The sequence below is a fragment of the Stenotrophomonas sp. Steno-Z1 genome (genome assembly GCF_056393175.1).
Genome location: NZ_JBWJPB010000009.1, coordinates 120,163 through 138,683, shown reverse-complemented (window position 1 = coordinate 138,683; position 18,521 = coordinate 120,163). Strand labels below are relative to the sequence as shown.

The window sequence follows — 18,521 nt, the reverse complement described above, 5'->3', positions numbered from 1 at the left end:
TGCCGGCGTGCTCAGCCCGGTGGTGCACACCATCCCGGTGCAGCTGCTGGCCTACCACACCGCGCTGGCACGCGGCACCGACGTGGACAAGCCGCGCAACCTGGCCAAGAGCGTAACGGTGGAGTAACCTCAGGACGCGCAGGCCAGCCTGGCCTGCCGTCATCGATGCCTGGACACACGACGGCCGCGCAATGCGGCCGCGTGCTTTTCGTACTTGTTGCAATGACCTGCCAGGGCGCTCCCACTACGGTGGTTGGCCCGCGCTGCGCTGGATCGTCTCGACCCGCGCAGTGCCTCCCGATATGGCAGGACACCCCAATGCGTTCGGTACACCCCGTTTTCCGCCTGCTGCTCGCCGTTGCCGCGCTGCTGGTCACCACCGTGGCGCAGGCCACCCCGTTGGCGGTGGCGCCTGCACTCCCCGACGCGTTCGGCACGGTCCTGGCCATGGCGTTGCTGGGTGGGCTGGTACTCAACCTGATGCCGTGTGTGTTGCCGGTGTTGTCATTGAAGGTGCTGTCGGTGCTGGGCAGCGGCAGCCAACCGGCGCAGCTGCGCCGGCACGCGCTTGCCTACACCGCAGGTGTGCTGCTGTCCTTCCTCGCCATCGGCGCCATCATCCTGGCGCTGCGCTCCACCGGCAGCGTGCTGGGCTGGGGCTTCCAGCTGCAGCAGCCCGCGTTCGTGGCCGCGCTGGCGTGGCTGATGGTGCTGGTGGGCCTGAGCCTGGCCGGGATGTTCACGCTGGGCGGTGCGGTCGGCAGCACCGGACAGCGGTTGCTGGGAAAGACCGGGTATGCCGGTGATTTCTGGTCGGGCGTACTGGCCTGCGTGGTTGCCAGCCCCTGCGTGGCGCCCTTCATGGGCCCGGCGCTGGTGTATGCGTTCAGTGCGTCGTGGGCCGCGGCGTTGCTGGTGTTCCTGATGCTGGGCCTGGGCCTTGCGCTGCCGTTCCTGTTGATCGGCTTCTTCCCCGCGCTGGGGCGCTGGCTGCCGCGGCCGGGTGCGTGGATGGAAACGCTCAAGGTGCTGCTGGCCTTCCCGATGCTGCTCACGGCCGTGTGGCTGGTCTGGCTGCTGGGGAACCAGAAAGGCATGGACGCCGTCGCGATCATCCTGGTTGCCGCGGTGGTGCTGGCACTGGGCCTGTGGCTGTTCGAACAGGGCCGCTGGCGCAGCCAGGCCTGGCGCAAGGCGCTGGGGGCGGTGGTGATTGGTGCCAGCCTGCTGTCGGTCGTGATGGTGCAGCGCGTGCCGACGGACGACGGCGCGGCCACGCGGCCGTCGAAGCTGACAGGCGCCACGCCGTACCTCGCCCGCGATCTTGCCCAGGCTCGCCAGGAGGGTCGGCAGGTGCTGCTCACCGTGACCGCCGACTGGTGCATCACCTGCATCGCCAACGAGCAGACCGTACTGGGCACGGAGCGCTTCCAGTCCCTGGTGCAGGACACCGCGACGGTGTACATGAAGGCCGACTGGACCCACAGCGACCCGCTGGTGGGAGAACTGCTGAAAGCGCACAACGCGCCGGGCATCCCGCTGTACGTGCTCTACCGCCCGCACCAGCAGGGCGAGGTGTTGCCGCAGGTGTTGACCCTGGACGTGATGCGCCGTGCCCTGGCGCCGGTGGACGGCGCGGTGCCGGCGCCGGCGCCGGACACCGGCGTGCAGGCGCCACGCGACTGACCCTGGCTGAACTTTAGCCGGGCCTGGCGCTGGCATTCAGCGACGGTTTTATCCGCGGTGCCATTCTCGGGGTCGTCAGCGGTTTTCAACGACGATCTGTCCCAGATTTGCAAACTCCCGGGCCAGGAGGCGGTCGTAGAATCGAGTGACCGAGGGCCGGGCGCATGCCGTGCTGCCGGCCCCGCTGCAACCAGGCGCATCTCTCGACTTCAGTAACCTGTAACAGGAAACAAGAATGAACGTCCGCGAACTCCTGCAATCCAAGAAAGAAACCATCGTGACCATTGATGTGGACGACACGATCGGTGCTGCCGCGCACAAGATGAGCGCGCACAAGATCGCCGCCCTGGTGGTGATGAAGGACGATGCACCGGTCCGGATCATTTCCGAGAAGGACATCGTGCGCAGCCTGGCCGATGACGGCCCGCAGGCGGGCCGTCGGGTCATCGCCACCTTGCCGTCGGCAGGGCTGGAAGGCATTGCGCCGGATGCGACGTTGAAGCAGGCCATGGCGCTGATGACCTACTCGCGCCACCGCCACCTGATGGTGACCGAGGACGCCAAGCTGGTCGGCATCCTCAGCCTGGGCGATATCGTCAAGAACCTGCTCAGCGAATTGGAGCTGGAAAAGGCGGTGCTGCAGGATATCTACATGGCGGCGCACTGACGCCACCGTCGGTATCGGATAGCGCAACGTGCCGGTCCTGCGACCGGCACGTGCGCGTCTAGAGCATCATCCGTACGTCGTGGGCCGGCGCGTCCGTCGGCAGCTCCCCGTGTGTCCAGAAGTGCTCCAACGTGCCACGCACGATGTCGAGCGAGGTCGAGGCGCCCTTGCGCTGCCCGAACCGGCGTTTGTTCCGCGCCTGCAGCCCGAGCATGGCCATGTCCTGGTCATTCACCCGTTTCAGGAACGGCCAGGCGAACACGCGCACCGCCCACGCCGGCGCCCAGCGGCCCTCGACGTGCAGGGTGATGAACACATCGGTCTCCGCGGCCGTGCGCGGGGTGAAGTGCAGGTCGATCACTACGCGGCTGCCGTTGGCGTAGCCGTACTCGAGGCGGGCACTGCCCGGGGCGGCGAAGTGGGCACGCTCGGCCGTGCGCTCGGATTCGAACAGCCGATACAGCAGCCCCGACTGCGACGGCATGCCGCGATAGTCCACCGTGAAGCCAGCGTCGGTGGGACTGAACCGCGCCGTGGCCTGCACGCGTTGCCCATCGCGCCGGACCAGTCCGGCATGGATGAAATGCGTATGCAGGGGATCCAGGAAGTTCTCCATTGCATCGACCACGTGCGCCGACCAGCGCGTGCGCCACAGGAAACGGCGGGTGCGCGGGTCGGTCGCGCGGATCATCGCATGGGGCTGGTCGGCGCCGGCATCGCCGGGGCGCAGCCAGATGAACCCATCGAGTTCGCAGGTGGCGAAGTGGCGCACGCGGACAGTGGGTGGTGCGGTGTCCGACGGCAGGCCGGGTACCTCGCACAGCCGCCCATCGGCATCGAACGACCAGCCGTGGTACGGACAGGCCAGACGCTTGCCGCTGACGCAGCCGGCCGACAGCGGCGCATGGCGGTGCGGGCAGCGATCCTCCAGCGCGATCAGCGTGCCGCCTTCGGTGCGTGCCAGCGCCACGTGCGTGTCCAGCAGGGTGACGGCCACGGGCCGGGCGCGGACCTCGTCGGAACGGGCCACGGCGTACCAGTGGGTGAACAACAAGGGATGCCAGGCGGTCATAGGCCGAATCTGCGCAGCAGGGGCGTGCCAAGCCGGCACGTGAGGGTGGACAGCGCGGCGACCGCGGTGCGCGTGCGCCGGGGCAGGTGCCGCGCGTACACGGCACTGTATTCGATGGCCGGCACCCCGCCGCGCAGCCGTTTGAAGCCGGCGGCGCCGGCGCTGAAATTCAGGCGCCAGCCGTTGTCCAGGCAGGCGCGATAGGCGCACGCGGTGGCCAGCCGATACAGCGCCATCTTCTGCGGCTGCGCGGTGTCGTAGCCGACGATCGGGGCGGTGGCGGTGCGGCCCTGCCGGAACAGGCCCAGCACGCAGGCCAGGCGGCCGTCGTCGCTGCGGAAGCCTTCGAAGGTGAGCAGGCCGGCGCGGTGCCACAGGCGCAGGAACTGCGCGTCGTACACGGGATTGAAGCGCGAGTGCTTGCCGATGTAGAGCAGTGCGTAGAGCTCGGCGATGCGCGCGTAGTCGGCGTCGGTGACGTCCTGGTCGCGGCAATGCCGCAAGGGGGTCTTCCGCAGCAGCGCCAGGTCCGCCTTGAGGTTGCCGTGTCGGCACGCCCGCAGGTCGACATCGTCGTACAGATACACCTGGCGACTGGTGACCAGGTGGCAACCGGCCGCCTGCAGCGCCGCCAGCCAATCGGCATTGTCGTGCGCGTTGAGCGAGCGGAACCACACGGTGTGCCCGGGCCAGCGGGCGACGGCTTCCTGCAGCAGGGCGGCGGGGTCGACGAGGGCGAGGGCGGGATACAGGTTGGTGGACAGCAGCCAGTTGTTGATCGACACCGCGTGGTCGATCCCGCTCCACTGCAGCGAACCGCCGAGCGAGGCGATCAGGCGCAGCGACAGCGGTGCGGCCCAGGCCGGCAGGTAGCGCGCGCCTTCCTCGGCGGCGTAGTCGGCGTAGGTGGTGCGCGGAGAGCAGACCCAGGCATCGCCGGCGCGGCCGTCATGCACGCTGACGGGCAGGTCGCCGGCCGCGGTGGCCAGGGTGTCGATGCGCGCATGCAGGTTGGGTACCCGCGTGCCCGCGCCGGGCCCGGCGTGGAGGGCTGCGAAGGCCCGTGCGCTGGCCGCGAAGCGTGCGTCCGCGGCGGCCGCTGCGTTCATTCCTGCACGGCCTGCAGCGGTTCGCCATCCCACTCGATATCCCGCGTGGCCGCTTCGCGCAGGGTGCAGCCCTGGCGCAGCGCCAACCGGCCGTAGGAGGCCAGATCGAGAAGACTGCCGAGCGGGGGCCGGCGGTCGCCGGGGACGGCGATGACGTCGTCGGCGCGCCGCCAGTCGGCGCGCCACGCGCCAGGCTGCCCACGCGTCAACGCATCCTGCAGGCCCGCGGTGGCCATCAGCACGGCGATCATCCGCGCCCGGGGCGACACCGGCTCACGCAGTCCGCCTTCGCCGAGCAGCGCGGCCGGCAGGTCGACGTCGCTGGGGAACAGGTGCAGGCCACTGGTCGCGCGGGGATTGCACTCCAGGGCCCGCGCGCTGCCGTCGGCGGTCTCGATCCAGTCGAAGGACAGTTGGCCGCTGTAGTGCGTGCCGCGGACGAGCGCGGCGACCGCATCCCGCAGTGCAGGCCGCTGCACGGGATGAAAGTAGTAGCTGGAACTGCGGCGAAGCCGATGCGTGGGGCGATAGATCGCATGGGCCAGCAGCCGGCCCTGGTGGGCGATGGCGTAGCTGCACAGCTCATCGCCGGCGAGGTAGTCCTGCACCACCCAGGCTCCCAGCGCGGGAAGCACGGCGGCATCGGCGGGAATGCCCTGCGGGTACAGGCGCACGTGCACGCCGAAGCGCGAGAATTCCGGCTTCAGCACCACTGCGCGCCCCTGCGCCCACTCACGCGCCTGTGCCAGTGTGTGCACGCGGGCGCTGTCCGGCACCGGCATGCCGTGCTGCCGGGCGATGCGCAGGAAGTCCCACTTGCTGTGCAGGGCGGCCAGTGTGTCGAAGGCGTCCACGGCCACGTGCAGGGATGCCGGCAGGGCGGCGCGGTGCCGTGCAAGGTGCAGCGCTTCTTCGCAGGTGGGCAGCACCAGGTCGATGCGCTGCTCGCGGACGATGCGGTTGAGGTCGCGGGCGAAACCCCGGGCGTCGAAACGCGCCGGGTGCAGCGCGTGGGTCGCGGCCACCGCCGATGACCAGCCCGTCAGCCGGCAGGGAATGCTGTCGGCCACCTGCACGTGCCAGCCGAGGCGATGGAAGCGGCGCGCATGGTCCAGCGCGACCGGGGCGCGCCCGCCGAGGATCAGTACCCGGCCGCTCATGCCTGCGGCTCCGGGCGCCATTCCGGGCAGTGCGAAGGCACCAGGCGGACCTCTGGCGCGGCGTGGTGCAGCGCATGCAGCCGCGCCAGCGTGTCGCGGTAGATGGCGGTGCTGCCCAGCCACGCGGTGACCAGCGCCGGGGGCGGCGTGTTGTCGCGGATCGCCTGCGACGACCAGCTGGCATCGGCCACCAGGAACACCGGGCCGTGGCCGTCGTCGAACACGGCGCCGTAGTGGCCGGCGGCATGCCCGGGCAGCGGCACCAGCAGCAGGCTGGCGTCGCCGAACAGGTCGATGCCGCGCTCGAACGCGTCCAACGGTGGCGGCAGTGGCACGCTGGCCTGCGCCTCGAACCACCGCGGCGGGGTGTCCTTCCACGATGCCAGCAGCGCCGGCAGCAGGCCGATGCGCAGCGCGCCCACCCGCGTGCGTGCCTGCAGGTCGTCCCAGGCCTCGCGCGAACAGGCCACGCGGGCCTGCGGGAAATCCGCCAGGCCGCCGATGTGGTCGCCATGCAGGTGCGATACCACGATCCAGGCGATGTCGCCGGGGGCGATGCCGTCGCGGCGCAGCTGGGCGGCCAGCGATGCCCGTGGCGACAGGTGGACCGGGGTCACCATGCGGTACAACCGCTCGGGAAACGCCGCCGTCGCCTGCAGGAAGTGCTCGGAATAGCCGGTGTCGAACAGGATCCAGCCGAGCGTCGGGTGCTTCAGCAGCGCCACCAGCGCAGGAAACTCGCAGGCACGCGCGGGCGCGCCCTGGCGGGTGGCCCGCTCGGGATGCGTGCAGTACCCGGCTTCGTAGAGCCGCCATTCAAGCGTGACCATGCGCCCTCCACCAGTCGGCGTAGCGGGCCAGGCTGGCGCCCAGGTCGGTCTGTGGCTGGTACGCCAGCTCGCGCCGCGCGCGGCCGATGTCCAGCGTCTGCGAATAGCCGAGCACGCCGACGCCGTAACGGCTCAGGCGCGGCTCGGGCTGGCCGGGCCGCAGCCGCGCCAGCTGCTCGGCCACCGTGGCCAGTGCCAGGGCGGGCACGCGCGGCAGCGGCAGCATCCGCACCTCCATCCCGAGTGCGGCGAACAGCGTTTCCAGCAGCGTGCGCACCTGCACGGGCGCGCCGTTGCTTACGTTGTAGGCACGCCCATCGCCGGGCAGCTCGGCGTCCACGCAGTGCGCGACCAGCGCCACCAGGTTGTCGATGTGGGTGACGTCGATCAGGGCGCGCCCGCCGTTGACCAGCGGAAACCAGCCGCGCGCGGCGCTGGCCAGCACGCGCGGCAGGATCGCGCGATCGCCTTCGCCGTACACCGCGCGCGGGCGCAGGCTCAGCGTCTGCATGCGCGGGCCGGCGGCCGCGCGGACCCGGCACTCGGATTCCCACTTGCTGCGGGCATAGTCGGTGATCCAGCGTGCCGGCGGCTCGAACGCCTCGCCCAGGCCGTACTGGTCGTCGAACCGGAAGTAGATGCTGGGTGAGCCCAGGTGGATGAAGCGTCGCACCTGCTGGCGTCCCGCGGCCTGGAGCAACCGCTCCGTCGCGGTCACGTTCGCGCGCTGGAAATCCGCGGCCCGGCCCCACGGCGATGAGAGCGCGGCGCAGTGCACGACGACCTCGCAGCCGGCAAGCAACGGATCGAGCGGGTCGCTCGCCAGGTCGGCCGTGACGCTGCCGATCGCGTCGTTGCCGGTCTGCAGCCGTGTGCGGTCACGCCCGGTGGCGATGACCCGGTGGCCCGCGGCGGCCAACCGCAGGGCGACATGGTGGCCGATGAAGCCGGAGGCACCGGTGACCAGGATCTGGGCCATGCTCAGTACCGCAGCACTGCGCCGGCAAAGGACAGGCCAGCCCCGGAGCCGACCATCGCAAACAGCTGGCCGCGACGCAGGTCGCCGGCGGTGATCGCGTGGTGCAGTGCCAGGGGAATGGAGGCCGCCATCTGGTTGCCGTGGGTCTGCAGGATCCGCACCAGCGAGCCCGGCGGCAGCCGCAGCGCGCGTTGCAGGTGGTCCAGCGCCTTGGCACTGGCCTGGTGCGGCACCAGCAACGGCACCTGGTCGACGGTTACGCCCGCGCGCTGGAACAGCGTCTGCATGAAGCCGGGCAGTTTCTGCGCGGCCAGCCGGTAGGTGGAGCGCCCGGACATCTCAAAGTGCGAGGCAGCGGCGAACGCTTCGGCGCCGTCGGCCAGGCGCACGCGCGTCCCGCCGGCGCGGACCTGGCAGAACTCGGTGCCTTCGCTGAAGGTTTCCATGTGCGAGGCGAGCAGGCACGACCCGGTGTCGTCCTCGCTGGCCTCGACGATCACCGCCGCGCCACCGTCGCCGAACAACGCCGCCGTATCGGTGTCGTCCCAGTTGAGCCCGGCCGAGGCAACTTCGCCGGCCACCAGCAGCGCGCGCCGGAAGCGCCGGGTGACCAGGGTTGCCGCGACCAGGTCCAGGGCGACCAGGAAGCCCAGGCAGGTGGCATTGACGTCGAAGGCGGGGATGCCGCTGCCTGCCAGGCCCAGCCGCCGCTGTACCAGCGCGGCCGTGCAGGGGATGGCCTGTTCCATGACCCCGCCGACACTGATCACCACGTCGACCTGGTCGGCACGCAGCCCGGCACGCTGCAATGCGTCCTGCGCGGCGTGTGCGGCCATCATCGAGGCGGATTCGTCGGGACCGGCGAAATGGCGGTAATCGATGCCGGCATGGCGCCGGGTCCAGCCGGCAGGCTTGCCCCAGCGCTGGTCGAACGTGCTCGACTCGATGCGGCGCGACGGGATGTACTCGCCGGTCGCCACGATGCGCAGCGGGATGGGGCGGGGGAAGTCGTGATCCATTCGAGCCGTCGCCTCGCAGGAAATTGCGCGGCCTTGTTCGATGGAGCGAACCACGGCACGCGGTAGCTGCAGGGTGCAACCGACGGTGCGAAGGGTAGCAAATGGAGGCGGGATCGGCGGCAGGCGTCGGCGGCTCAGGTGGCCGGGTCGGCGCTGTCGCCCGCGCGCGGCAGCCGGGCGAGGTCATCCAGCAGCAACCGGTACGCGGCGTCGCGCGCGGTGCCGGCCGGTTGCCGCAGCACCCACGCCGGGTGCACCGTCGCGAAAGCGCGCGTGCCGTCTTCCAGCGCATGCCAGCGGCCATGGTTGTCCATCAGCTTGAACCCCGCCCCGAACACCGCCGTGGCGGCGCTGGCCCCCAGGCACACGATCACCGCCGGGCGCACGTGCTCGATCTCGCGCAGCAGCCACGGGCGGCAGGCGTTGATATGGGTCACCTGCGGCGTGCTGTGGATGCGCCGCTTGCCACGCCGCTCGAAACGGAAGTGCTTGACCGCGTTGGTCAGGTACAGGGTGCTGCGATCAATGCCCAGTTCGCCCAGGGCCTGGTCCAGCAACTGGCCGGCAGGGCCGACGAAGGGATGGCCACTGAGGTCCTCGGCATCGCCGGGCTGCTCGCCCACCAGCATCACCTTGGCATCGCGTGGCCCCTCGCCGAAGACGGTCTGGGTGGCCGGCTCCCACAACGGGCAGCGGCGGCAGGCGGCGGCCGCCGTGCGCAGCGCGTCCAGGTCGTCGCCCGTGGCGGTGGCCGGCCCGCGCAGGGCGATGCTGCGCTCGGGGATACGGCGTTGCGGGGCCTGCGCGGCACGGTCGTGCATGTCCTGCACGCGGTCGCCGGCATCGCGCACCAGGGCGGGCAGCAACGTGGCCTCGGGCAGGTGCTTCCAGTATCGGGCCGGCATCTCCTGCTGCATCATCCGCGTGTTGAGCCGGGCCGGGTTGAAGATGTTGGCGTAGTAGGTGCGCCACAGCGCTTCGCGCTCATCCTCGAGCGGGGCATCGGCCTGGCGGCCGCCCGCGCCGAACGACAGTGCCTGACCGTCCCAGCGCACGCTGCGCGAGGGGGTCAGGATCGCCCAGCGCATGCCGGTGAAGCGGCGGGCGAAGAAGGGCGCGACGCGGTCCACGATGTGGTGCTCCGGCTCGAACCAGGCGATGAAGGCATCCTGCTCGCCCGGCACTTCGCGGAAGCGCACGAAGGCCTTCATCTTGTGCGTGTCGCGGCGGACCGCCTGGGCCAGCGCCATCGCGCGCAGCACGTCCGGGTCGGTAGGGTTGGACAGCAGGCCGCGCTCGCCGCGGGCGATCCGCCACAACAGCCGGTACAGCAACGGCAGCCGCTGCGGATCGCGATGGCACAGGCAGGTGGCGGCCAGCTCGACGAAGGCCTTGGATACGTAAGTGGGCGCGTCGCCGGTCCCGTCGCCGGCGTCCTCGCTCGCCGGCAGCGGCGGCGCGTCCAGCAGGGAGTGCTCCTGGTCCTGCAGCCAGTCCAGGTGCTCCGGCGCCACGCCCCGGCGCAGCGCCAGCCGCGCGGCATCGCGCCAGGCATCCAGCGACCACGCCGGGTCGATGCGTACCGTCCAGCGTGCCATCTCAGTGCGCGGCAGGGCTGTCGAACAGGGAGCCCTGTTTCGGCGGCGGCGCCAGCCGCGCACGCAGCGTGGCGGGGTCGTCCAGCTGCTTGCGCGGGTGGTGGTCGGCCAGTTGCACGAACGGCAGCAGCTTGCTCATCGGCGCGCGCAACCGCGCCACGTCGGCCACGCGCAGGCGCACCTGGCGGCGTGCCATCAACACCCGCTTGACGTTGCGCACGCCCAGCCCGGGCACGCGCAGCAGCAGTTCCTTGGGGGCCAGGTTGAGGTCGACCGGGAAGCGCTCGGGATGACGGATCGCCCAGGCCATCTTGGGATCGATGTCCAGGTCGAGCATGCCGCCCTGGGTGGTATCGGTGATCTCTTCCACGCCGTAGCCGTAGAAACGCAGCAGCCAGTCGGCCTGGTACAACCGGTGCTCGCGTGCGAGTGGGGGCGCCTGCAGCGGCAGGATCCGACTGGCATCGGGAATCGGGCTGAAGGCCGAGTAGTAGACCCGGCGCATGCGGTAGTTGCCGTACAGGTTGTCGGCCGCAGTGAGGATCTGCTGGTCGCTGGCGCCGTCGGCGCCCACGATCATCTGCGTACTCTGGCCGGCGGGCGCGAATTTCGGCGGGCGCGGCCGCGCACGCGACACACGGGGCGCGGGCGTGGCGATGGTACCGGCGGCCGCATCGCCCTTCCGGGCCTCCTTCGCCTCTTCGATCCGCCAGCGCAGTTCACCCATCGCGCCGCGGATGGAGGGCAGCGATTTCTCCGGCGCGAAGCTGGCCAGGCCCGCCTCGGTGGGCAACTCGATGTTGATCGACAGACGATCGGCGTAGCGACCTGCAGCGGCCAGCAGCTCCGGCGACGCTTCGGGGATGGTCTTGAGGTGGATGTAGCCGGCGAAGCGGTGCTCTTCGCGCAGCACGCGTGCCACCTCGACCATGCGCTCCATGGTGTAGTCCGCGTTGCGGATGATGCCGCTGGAGAGGAACAACCCTTCGATGTAGTTGCGCTTGTAGAAGTCCATGGTCAGCGCGACCACCTCGTCCACGCTGAATCGCGCGCGCTGCACGTTGCTGGACACGCGGTTGACGCAGTACGCGCAGTCGTAGATGCAGAAATTGGTCAGCAGGATCTTCAGCAGCGACACGCAGCGGCCATCGGGCGTGTAGCTGTGGCAGATGCCGGGGCCATCGGTGCTGCCGATGCCACCGGACGCGCGCGAATCGCGTCGCCCCGCGCCACTGGAGGCACAGGACGCGTCGTATTTGGCGGCATCGGCCAGGATCGCCAGTTTGCGTATGGTCTCCATGCGCAAACGCTAGGGCAGGGCAGTCTCATCCTGTGAGATCGCCCGTACGGAAGATGAAGAGTTCATCTTCCGCGGTTCAGGGATGCGCGTCGAACCAGGCCACGATGCGGGCGGGCGAGCTGGCAAACCACGCATGTGCCCCCAGTGATTCGGTGTACAGCGCGGTCTCGATCCCCTGCGCCTGCAGGCGGCCGTAATACGCGTTCATCGTCCACCACGGCACCACCGGATCAATGAAGCCGTGCAGGAACAGGGTCGGCGGGTGGTCGGCCGGCAGCACGTCGGGTACGGTGCACATCGGCCCGCCGCAGGTGGCATACGACCCGGATTGCACCGCCAGCGCGCGGAACTCGCCGGGGAAGGACACCGCCATGCGGCTGGTGTTGTAGCCGCCGCTGGAAATGCCGGTGGCATACCGGCGCAGCGGATCGAGCGGGCCGAACGTGCCGGCGGCGATCGCATCGAACACGTTGCCGAGGAAGTCGTAGTCGGTGCCCAGCTCATAGGTGCTGGACAACCCGGGCAGGTTGGTCTGCCAGAACAGATCGGCGGGTGCGGCGGGCGCGACCACCGCATAGCCGTGGGCGAGCAGGCGCTGGACCAGCTTGCCTTCATGGAAACCGCCAAACGGGTCGGTGTCGGCGTAATGGAAGTCGTCCAGCGGGAAGAACGAGCCCTGGTAGAGCAGCACCACCGGCCAGCCCCGGGCCGGTGGCGTGCCGACCGGCAGTTGGTAGGTGACCCGCCGCTGCCCCACGACACCCGAATCGATCCACGCGGTCTGATGGGTGCAGCTGACTTCCGCTGGCCGCAGCAGCGTGCGCGCCCGTTCGGTGCAGCGCGATTGCGCCAGTGCGCTGCTCCATGGCAACGCCAGCAGGCACAGCAGCAGGATCAAAGGACGACGACCAAACCGATGCATGCCGAGCTCCCTGCCAGGCCGCGTCGGTGGACGCGGCGTTCCAGATCGCAGGCCGGGCATTCCCCGGCCGCCCCGTTGCACCGGCATTCCAGCATGCCGGCGTGAACGCGGCGCGAGCGCGAGGCTAGAAGGTGACTTTCACCGAATCGGCGCTGTAGGTGGCCGGGCCATGGAACACCACTTCGATGTTGTTGCCGTCCGGGTCGAGCGCGAACGCGGCGTAGTAGCCGGGGTGGTAGGGGCGTTCGCCCGGCGCGCCGTTGTCCTTGCCACCGCTGGCCAGGGCGGCGCTGTGGAAGGCGGCCACGGTGGCGCGGTCACGCGCCTGGAAGGCGAGGTGGTGGCGGCCGGTGAGCTGGCCGGCGGCGGCCTCGCTGTCGGCGCTGGAAATGAACAGTTCGTCAGCCCAGAAGTAGGTGTCGCCCTCGCCGGCGATGGGGATGCCGAGGGTGTCGAACACGGCCTGGTAGAAGCGGCGGCTGGCCGGCAGGTCCCTGACCACCAGTTGCAGGTGGTCGATCAGGCGGCCGCGATGCAGTTCCATGGTTTCCATGCGCACTCCACAGGTTGGGCGGTCGCGCAGGTATACCACCGGCACGCGAGGGGGGCATTGCCGCCCCGTGCACCTTGCTGACCACGTCGCCGCGCACCGTCCAGCGACGTGGCGCCCATCGGCCGGTACCCGCGCCCAGGCGTGTACCGGCCCATCGCGCGGGGCTCAGGCGATCGGGGTGTTGGAGATGATCTCGACCCAGTAGCCGTCCGGGTCCTTGATGAAGGCCAGGTGCTTCATGCGGCCGTCTTCCAGGCGCTTCTGGTAAGGCACATCGAGGGCATCGAAGCGCTTGCAGGCGGCCTGGATGTCCGGCACGGACACGCAGATGTGGCCGAAACCGCGCGGGTCGCTGTTGCCGTCGTGGTAGACCGGGCCGTCCTGGGTCTCGGTGCCATGGTTGTGGGTGAGTTCCAGCACGCCGGGAATGCCGGCCATCCACACCCGGCGCGCATCGTCGCCTTCCGGGATGACCGTGCCGGCCGGCAGCAGGGCCAGGAAGTACAGGCTGAACTGGGCCTCGGCGAAGTCGCGCTGGTCGATCAGGCGGAAGCCGAGCACGCGGGTGTAGAAGTCCAGCGACGCGGCGCTGTCCTTGACGCGCAGCATGGTGTGGTTGAACACGAAACCGGTGGTTTCGGCCGGCACCTCGGCGGCGACGCCGGGCTGGGACTGCAGGGAAGCAAGGGTCATGGGGGGATCCTGGGGCAGCGGGGGCCGCGGAAATCACGGCCGTCGGCCCCCATTTTAGCGGGGTGGTCGCAAGGCGACGTAGAATGCTGCGTCTCCTTGCACAGTCCTGGCCATGTCGCAGCGTGAATGGGTGGCTGCCGCCATCCGCAAGATCGAAGCCGATTTCAACCGTTCGGCCGACACCCATCTGATCCCGATGGACCTGCCCGGGCATCCCGGCATCGACCTGTACTTCAAGGACGAATCCAGCCACCCCACCGGCAGCCTCAAGCACCGCCTGGCGCGCTCGCTGTTCCTGTATGCGCTGGCCAATGGCTGGCTGCGCGAGGGGCGCCCGGTGATCGAGGCGTCCAGCGGCTCCACCGCCGTGTCCGAGGCGTATTTCGCGCGCCTGCTGGGGCTGCCGTTCATCGCGGTGATGCCGGCCACGACCTCGCCGGAAAAGATCGCCGCGATCGAGTTCCATGGCGGCCGCTGCCACCTGGTCGAACGCGCCTGCGACCTGAACTGCGATTCGGAAACGTTGGCCCGCGAGACCGGCGGCCACTTCATGGACCAGTTCACCTACGCCGAGCGGGCCACCGACTGGCGTGCCAACAACAACATCGCCGAATCCATCTTCAAGCAGATGGCCGAGGAGCCGCACCCGGTGCCGGAATGGATCGTGTGCAGCCCGGGCACCGGCGGCACCGCGGCCACGCTTGGTCGCTACGTCAGCTACCGCCGGCACGACACCCGGATCCTGTGCGCGGACCCGGAAATCTCGGTGTTCTACGACGGCTACTGCGCCGCGCTGGCCGGCCAGCCGTGGCGCGAGCTGACCTGCAGCGGCGGTTCGCGGGTGGAAGGCATCGGCCGGCCGCGGGTGGAGTCGAGCTTCATCCCGACCAGCGTCGATGCGATGGTCAAGGTGCCCGATGCGCTGAGCCTGGCCGCGATGCGGCATGTGAGCCGGCAGCTGGGGCGCCGCGTCGGCGGCTCCACCGGGACCAACTTCATCGGCGTGCTGCAGGCCGCCGAGCTGATGCGCCAGGCCGGCCGCAGCGGCTCGATCGTGACCATCCTGTGCGACAGCGGCGAGCGCTATGCGCACAGTTACTACAACCCGGACTGGTATCCCAGGCAGGGGATCGACGTGGACCAGACCGATGCGGTGATCGCCGCGGCGGTGGCCGGGCAGGGCTTGCCTGCGTTGCCCTGCGCGTCGCTTGAGGCGCTGTATTGAGGTGTAGAGCCGACCGTTGGTCGGCTGCCCGCCAAACGGGTTCCGTGAACCTCACCGCCGAGCGCAACGTCCATCGCAACGTCTAGTGCAGCCGACCAACGGTCGGCTCTACGTGGGCTTCAGCCGGTCAGGGACTGGTAGGCATCCAGCACTGTATCGCGGAGCACCGGCGGCAGCGTCTCGTAGGTGGCGGCCAGGTCGTCGAACTGCAGGGCCAGGTCCACGCCCACGCGCTGGCCCGCATGCACGGCCAGCAGCACCAGCAGCGTGCACATCACGAACTCGCGCTCGTGCCCGGGTTCGCAGCGCGCCGCGCCGCGCTCGATCACTTCGTAGGGGTACCAGAGCTGGTCGTCCTGCAGCAGCCCGCGCTGCGCGCCGACCACGTGCTGCAGGGCCGCGCGATGGCGGGCCTGTTCGTCGGCCTGGCCCAGCGCGGCGATCCAGTCCAGTTCGGCGTGGCTGGCGGTGCCGATCAACGCGAATGCCGGCAGTGCGTGGGTGATTCCGTCCATGGGCGCTCCGCGACACCGGCGTGGGAAACCGCAGCGTCGGCCCGCACCCGTCTGCCGCGCGTGAACATCGGCCGCCCGGGCTGCCCGCGAGGGGTTGCGCGGGCCCGGGGGCGATGCCATATCGTGGGGGAATGCCGCTGCCGCGGCCCCGTTGTCTGGAGATGCCTGTGACCCCCACCAACCCCCTGCTCGATTTTTCCGGCCTGCCGCGTTTCGACGCGATCCAGCCCGAGCACATCGCCCCGGCCATCGACGCGCTGCTGGCCGACGCCGACGCTGCGGTGAAGGCAGCCGAGACCGTCAGCCCGGTCACCTGGGCCAGTTTCGTGGTGCCGCTGGACGATGCCACCGAGCGTTTGTGGCGGGCCTGGGGCCAGGTAGGCCACCTGCAGGGCGTGGTCAATACGCCGGCGCTGCGCGAGGCCTACAACGCCAACCTGCCCAAGGTGACCCGCTTCGGCAGCGCGCTGGGCCAGAACCTGGCGCTGTTCCAGCAGTACCGCGCGCTGGCGGCCGCCCCGGAGGCGGCGCACTACGATGACGCCCAGCGCAAAGTGCTGGACAACGCCCTGCGCGATTTCCGCCTGGGCGGCGCCGAGCTGGATGACGCCGGCAAGGCGCGCTTCAGTGCGATCAAGGAAGCGCTGTCGGCGCTGTCGGCAACGTTCTCGCAGAACGTGCTGGATGCGACCGATGCCTGGTCGCTGCATGTCGACGATCCGGCTGAACTGGCCGGGCTTCCCGACGATGTGATCGCCGCGGCGCGGGCGGCGGCGGAGAAGGACGGTCTTCCCGGCTGGAAGCTCACCCTGCAGATGCCGTGCTACCTGCCGGTGCTGACCTATGCCACGCATCGCCCGCTGCGCGAAGCGCTGTACCGCGCCAACGCGTTGCGCGCCTCCGAGTTCGGCGATCCCGCGTGGGACAACAGCGCCAACATCGATCGCGTGCTGGCACTGCGTGCCGAGCTGGCTGCGCTGCTGGGCTTTGCCAACTACGCCGAGTACTCGATCGCCACCAAGATGGCCGAAGACGCGCCGCAGGTGCTGGGCTTCCTGCGCGACCTGGCCGCGCGCGCCAAGCCGCACGCGCAGCGCGACCGTGCCGAGCTGGATGCGTTCGCGCGCGACACGCTGGGGCTGGCCACGCTGGAGGCCTGGGACCTGGCCTTTGCCAGCGAACAACTCAAGCAGGCCCGCTACAGCTATTCGGAGCAGGAGGTGAAGCAGTACTTCACCGAGCCGAAGGTGCTGGACGGGTTGTTCAGCGTGATCCAGGGGCTGTATGGCCTGCAGGTGCAGCCGGACAGCGCGCCGGTCTGGCATCCCGACGTGCGCTTCTTCCGCCTGGTGGATGCGCAGGGGGCGCTGGTGGGCCAGTTCTATCTCGACCTGTACGCACGCGAAGGCAAGCGGGGTGGGGCGTGGATGGACGATTGCCGCAACCGCCGCGATACCGCGGCCGGCGTGCAGACCCCGCTGGTGTACCTGGTGTGCAACTTCGGCAAGGGCGCCGAGGGCAAGCCGGCCACCTTCAGCCATGACGAAGTCACTACCCTGTTCCACGAGATGGGCCATGGCCTGCACCAGCTGCTGACCCGCATCGGCGAGCTTGGCGTGGCGGGTATCAACGGCGTGGAATGGGACGCGGTGGAACTGCCGAGCCAGTTCATGGAGAACTTCTGCTGGGAGTGGGATCGCGTGCAGGGCATGACCGCCCACGTGGACAGCGGCGCGCCGCTGCCGCGCGCGCTGTTCGACCGCATGCTGGCCGCGCGCAACTTCCAGAGCGGCATGTTCACCGTGCGCCAGCTGGAATTCGCGTTGTTCGACATGCAGCTGCACAGCAGCTTCGATCCGGTCCAGGACACCGTGCTGCAGGTGCTCGAACGCGTGCGCGACGAAGTGGCGGTGAACCGTCCGCCGGCCTGGAATCGCTTCCCGCACCAGTTCAGCCACATCTTCGCCGGCGGTTACGCGGCCGGGTACTACAGCTACAAGTGGGCCGAAGTACTCAGCGCCGACGCCTATGCCGCATTCGAAGAGGCGCCGGGCCAGGTCGCCGAGACCGGCAAGCGCTTCCGCGATGAAGTGCTCTCGCGGGGCGGCAGCCGCAGTGCGGCGGAGAATTTCGCCGCCTTCCGCGGCCGCGCGCCGAGCGTGGATGCGCTGCTGCGGCACAACGGCATGGCCGGATAACCGCCGAGCCGCCAGGGTAGCGCCGAGCCATGCTCGGCTGCCCTTCATCACGGTGCCTGCCGTGGCCACGGTGTCTGCCCTTCGTTACGGGTCTGCACCGCGTCAGCCGAGCATGGCTCGGCTCTACCGGGTCGTCTGCGCCGTGCGCGCCGTATGGGGCATGCGCGCCGTCGGCACGATGCGCGCCGTCCAAGCCATGCGCGGAGTCCGGGTAATGCGTGCCATGCGTGCCATGCGGGGCGTGTGGCCGTGCGCGCCGTCCGGGCCGTGCGCACTTCCGCGATGGAGTGCTCTCACGGGGCGGCAGCCGCAGTGCGGCGGAGAATTTCGCCGCCTTCCGCGGCCACGCGCCGAGCGTGGATGCGCTGCTGCGGCACAACGGCATGGCCGGATAACCGCCGAGCCGCGAGGGTAGAGCCGAGCCATGCTCGGCTGCCCTTCATCACGGTGCATGCCGTCGCCACGGTGTCTGCCCTTCGTTATGGGTCTGCACCGCGTCAGCCGAGCATGGCTCGGCTCTACCGGCTCGTGTGGGCCGTCCGGGTCGTATGGGGCATGCGCGCCGTCGGCACGATGCGCGCAGTCCAGGCCATGCGCGGAGTCCGGGCAATGCGTGCCATGCGGGGCGTGTGGCCGTGCGCGCCGTTCGGGCCGTGCGCACTTCCGCGATGGAGTGCTCTCACGGGGCGGCAGCCGCAGTGCGGCGGAGAATTTCGCCGCCTTCCGCGGCCGCGCGCCGAGCGTGGATGCGCTGCTGCGGCACAACGGCATGGCCGGATAACCGCCGAGCCGCCAGGGTAGAGCCGAGCCATGCTCGGCTGCCCTTCATCACGGTGCCTGCCGTCGCCACGGTGTCTGCCCTTCGTTATGGGTCTGCATCGCGTCAGCCGAGCATGGCTCGGCTCTACCGGGTCGTGTGCGCCGTGCGTGCCGTATGCGGCATGCGCGCCGTCCAAGCCATGCGCACCGTGGGCCATGCGCACCGCCGGGCCATA

Annotated in this window: 16 protein-coding genes and 1 pseudogene; 5 read left to right on the top strand and 12 right to left on the bottom strand. The window is 69.9% G+C overall.

Annotated features, from left to right (window positions below; translation table 11 throughout):
• The first annotated feature begins 318 nt into the window (after window positions 1–318).
• Window positions 319–1,686, top strand: coding sequence for a protein-disulfide reductase DsbD family protein (locus AC06FD_RS18420; protein ID WP_478078570.1), 1,368 nt, complete (start codon window positions 319–321; stop codon window positions 1,684–1,686).
• Window positions 1,687–1,921: 235 nt separating this feature from the next.
• On the top strand, window positions 1,922–2,353 hold the full coding sequence (locus AC06FD_RS18415) for a CBS domain-containing protein (RefSeq protein ID WP_259209626.1): 432 nt from the start codon (window positions 1,922–1,924) through the stop codon (window positions 2,351–2,353).
• A 58-nt stretch (window positions 2,354–2,411) separates the two neighbouring features.
• On the opposite strand, the gene AC06FD_RS18410 is transcribed toward AC06FD_RS18415, so the two are convergent.
• The 11 genes from AC06FD_RS18410 to gloA all read right to left on the bottom strand — a co-directional run bounded on the left by AC06FD_RS18410 (window position 2,412) and on the right by gloA (window position 13,588).
• Window positions 2,412–3,425 carry a Rieske 2Fe-2S domain-containing protein gene (locus AC06FD_RS18410; protein WP_478078569.1) on the bottom strand — a complete coding sequence of 338 codons (1,014 nt, stop codon included), beginning with the start codon at window positions 3,423–3,425 and terminating at the stop codon, window positions 2,412–2,414.
• Complete coding sequence (locus AC06FD_RS18405) at window positions 3,422–4,534, bottom strand: GNAT family N-acetyltransferase (protein WP_478078568.1); 1,113 nt, start codon at window positions 4,532–4,534, stop codon at window positions 3,422–3,424. Before AC06FD_RS18405 ends, AC06FD_RS18410 begins: the two co-directional genes overlap by 4 nt.
• Complete coding sequence (locus AC06FD_RS18400; protein ID WP_478078567.1) at window positions 4,531–5,694, bottom strand: ATP-grasp domain-containing protein; 1,164 nt, start codon at window positions 5,692–5,694, stop codon at window positions 4,531–4,533. The genes AC06FD_RS18405 and AC06FD_RS18400 overlap by 4 nt, the downstream gene beginning before the upstream one ends.
• Window positions 5,691–6,524 carry an MBL fold metallo-hydrolase gene (locus AC06FD_RS18395; RefSeq protein WP_259209617.1) on the bottom strand — a complete coding sequence of 278 codons (834 nt, stop codon included), beginning with the start codon at window positions 6,522–6,524 and terminating at the stop codon, window positions 5,691–5,693. Before AC06FD_RS18395 ends, AC06FD_RS18400 begins: the two co-directional genes overlap by 4 nt.
• A complete protein-coding gene (locus tag AC06FD_RS18390; RefSeq protein WP_478078566.1) occupies window positions 6,511–7,503 on the bottom strand; it encodes an NAD-dependent epimerase/dehydratase family protein in 993 nt (330 codons plus the stop codon). The genes AC06FD_RS18395 and AC06FD_RS18390 overlap by 14 nt, the downstream gene beginning before the upstream one ends.
• Window positions 7,504–7,505: 2 nt before the next feature.
• On the bottom strand, window positions 7,506–8,522 hold the full coding sequence (locus tag AC06FD_RS18385) for a 3-oxoacyl-[acyl-carrier-protein] synthase III C-terminal domain-containing protein (protein WP_259209614.1): 1,017 nt from the start codon (window positions 8,520–8,522) through the stop codon (window positions 7,506–7,508).
• A 134-nt stretch (window positions 8,523–8,656) separates the two neighbouring features.
• Complete coding sequence (locus tag AC06FD_RS18380; RefSeq protein WP_478078565.1) at window positions 8,657–10,120, bottom strand: UdgX family uracil-DNA binding protein; 1,464 nt, start codon at window positions 10,118–10,120, stop codon at window positions 8,657–8,659.
• Between the two features lies 1 nt (window position 10,121).
• Entirely contained in the window at window positions 10,122–11,420 is a 1,299-nt protein-coding gene (locus tag AC06FD_RS18375; RefSeq protein ID WP_394164237.1) for a putative DNA modification/repair radical SAM protein, read from the bottom strand.
• Between the two features lie 76 nt (window positions 11,421–11,496).
• Window positions 11,497–12,342 (bottom strand): extracellular medium-chain-length polyhydroxyalkanoate depolymerase, encoded by an 846-nt coding sequence (locus AC06FD_RS18370; RefSeq protein WP_478078564.1) that lies wholly within the window; start codon window positions 12,340–12,342, stop codon window positions 11,497–11,499.
• Window positions 12,343–12,466: 124 nt separating this feature from the next.
• The gene (locus AC06FD_RS18365) at window positions 12,467–12,895 is read right to left on the bottom strand and encodes a VOC family protein (protein WP_478078563.1); all 429 of its coding nucleotides are present in this window, start codon (window positions 12,893–12,895) and stop codon (window positions 12,467–12,469) included.
• Window positions 12,896–13,060: 165 nt separating this feature from the next.
• A complete protein-coding gene (gloA, locus tag AC06FD_RS18360) occupies window positions 13,061–13,588 on the bottom strand; it encodes a lactoylglutathione lyase (protein ID WP_478078562.1) in 528 nt (175 codons plus the stop codon).
• A 112-nt stretch (window positions 13,589–13,700) separates the two neighbouring features.
• Here gloA and AC06FD_RS18355 point away from each other — a divergent pair, with 112 nt between their 5' ends.
• Complete coding sequence (locus AC06FD_RS18355; RefSeq protein WP_259209599.1) at window positions 13,701–14,813, top strand: PLP-dependent cysteine synthase family protein; 1,113 nt, start codon at window positions 13,701–13,703, stop codon at window positions 14,811–14,813.
• Between the two features lie 119 nt (window positions 14,814–14,932).
• Here the strand turns inward: AC06FD_RS18355 and AC06FD_RS18350 are convergent, their stop codons facing one another.
• Window positions 14,933–15,328, bottom strand: a complete 396-nt coding sequence (locus tag AC06FD_RS18350; protein ID WP_259209596.1) for a hypothetical protein — start codon at window positions 15,326–15,328, stop codon at window positions 14,933–14,935.
• 161 nt (window positions 15,329–15,489) lie between these two features.
• Between AC06FD_RS18350 and AC06FD_RS18345 the strand changes: the two genes are divergently transcribed.
• Both AC06FD_RS18345 and AC06FD_RS18340 read left to right on the top strand, forming a co-directional pair.
• Window positions 15,490–17,526 carry a M3 family metallopeptidase gene (locus AC06FD_RS18345; RefSeq protein ID WP_478078561.1) on the top strand — a complete coding sequence of 679 codons (2,037 nt, stop codon included), beginning with the start codon at window positions 15,490–15,492 and terminating at the stop codon, window positions 17,524–17,526.
• A 655-nt stretch (window positions 17,527–18,181) separates the two neighbouring features.
• Window positions 18,182–18,307, top strand: a pseudogene (locus tag AC06FD_RS18340) (M3 family metallopeptidase); the annotation flags it as partial.
• Window positions 18,308–18,521 lie beyond the last annotated feature (214 nt).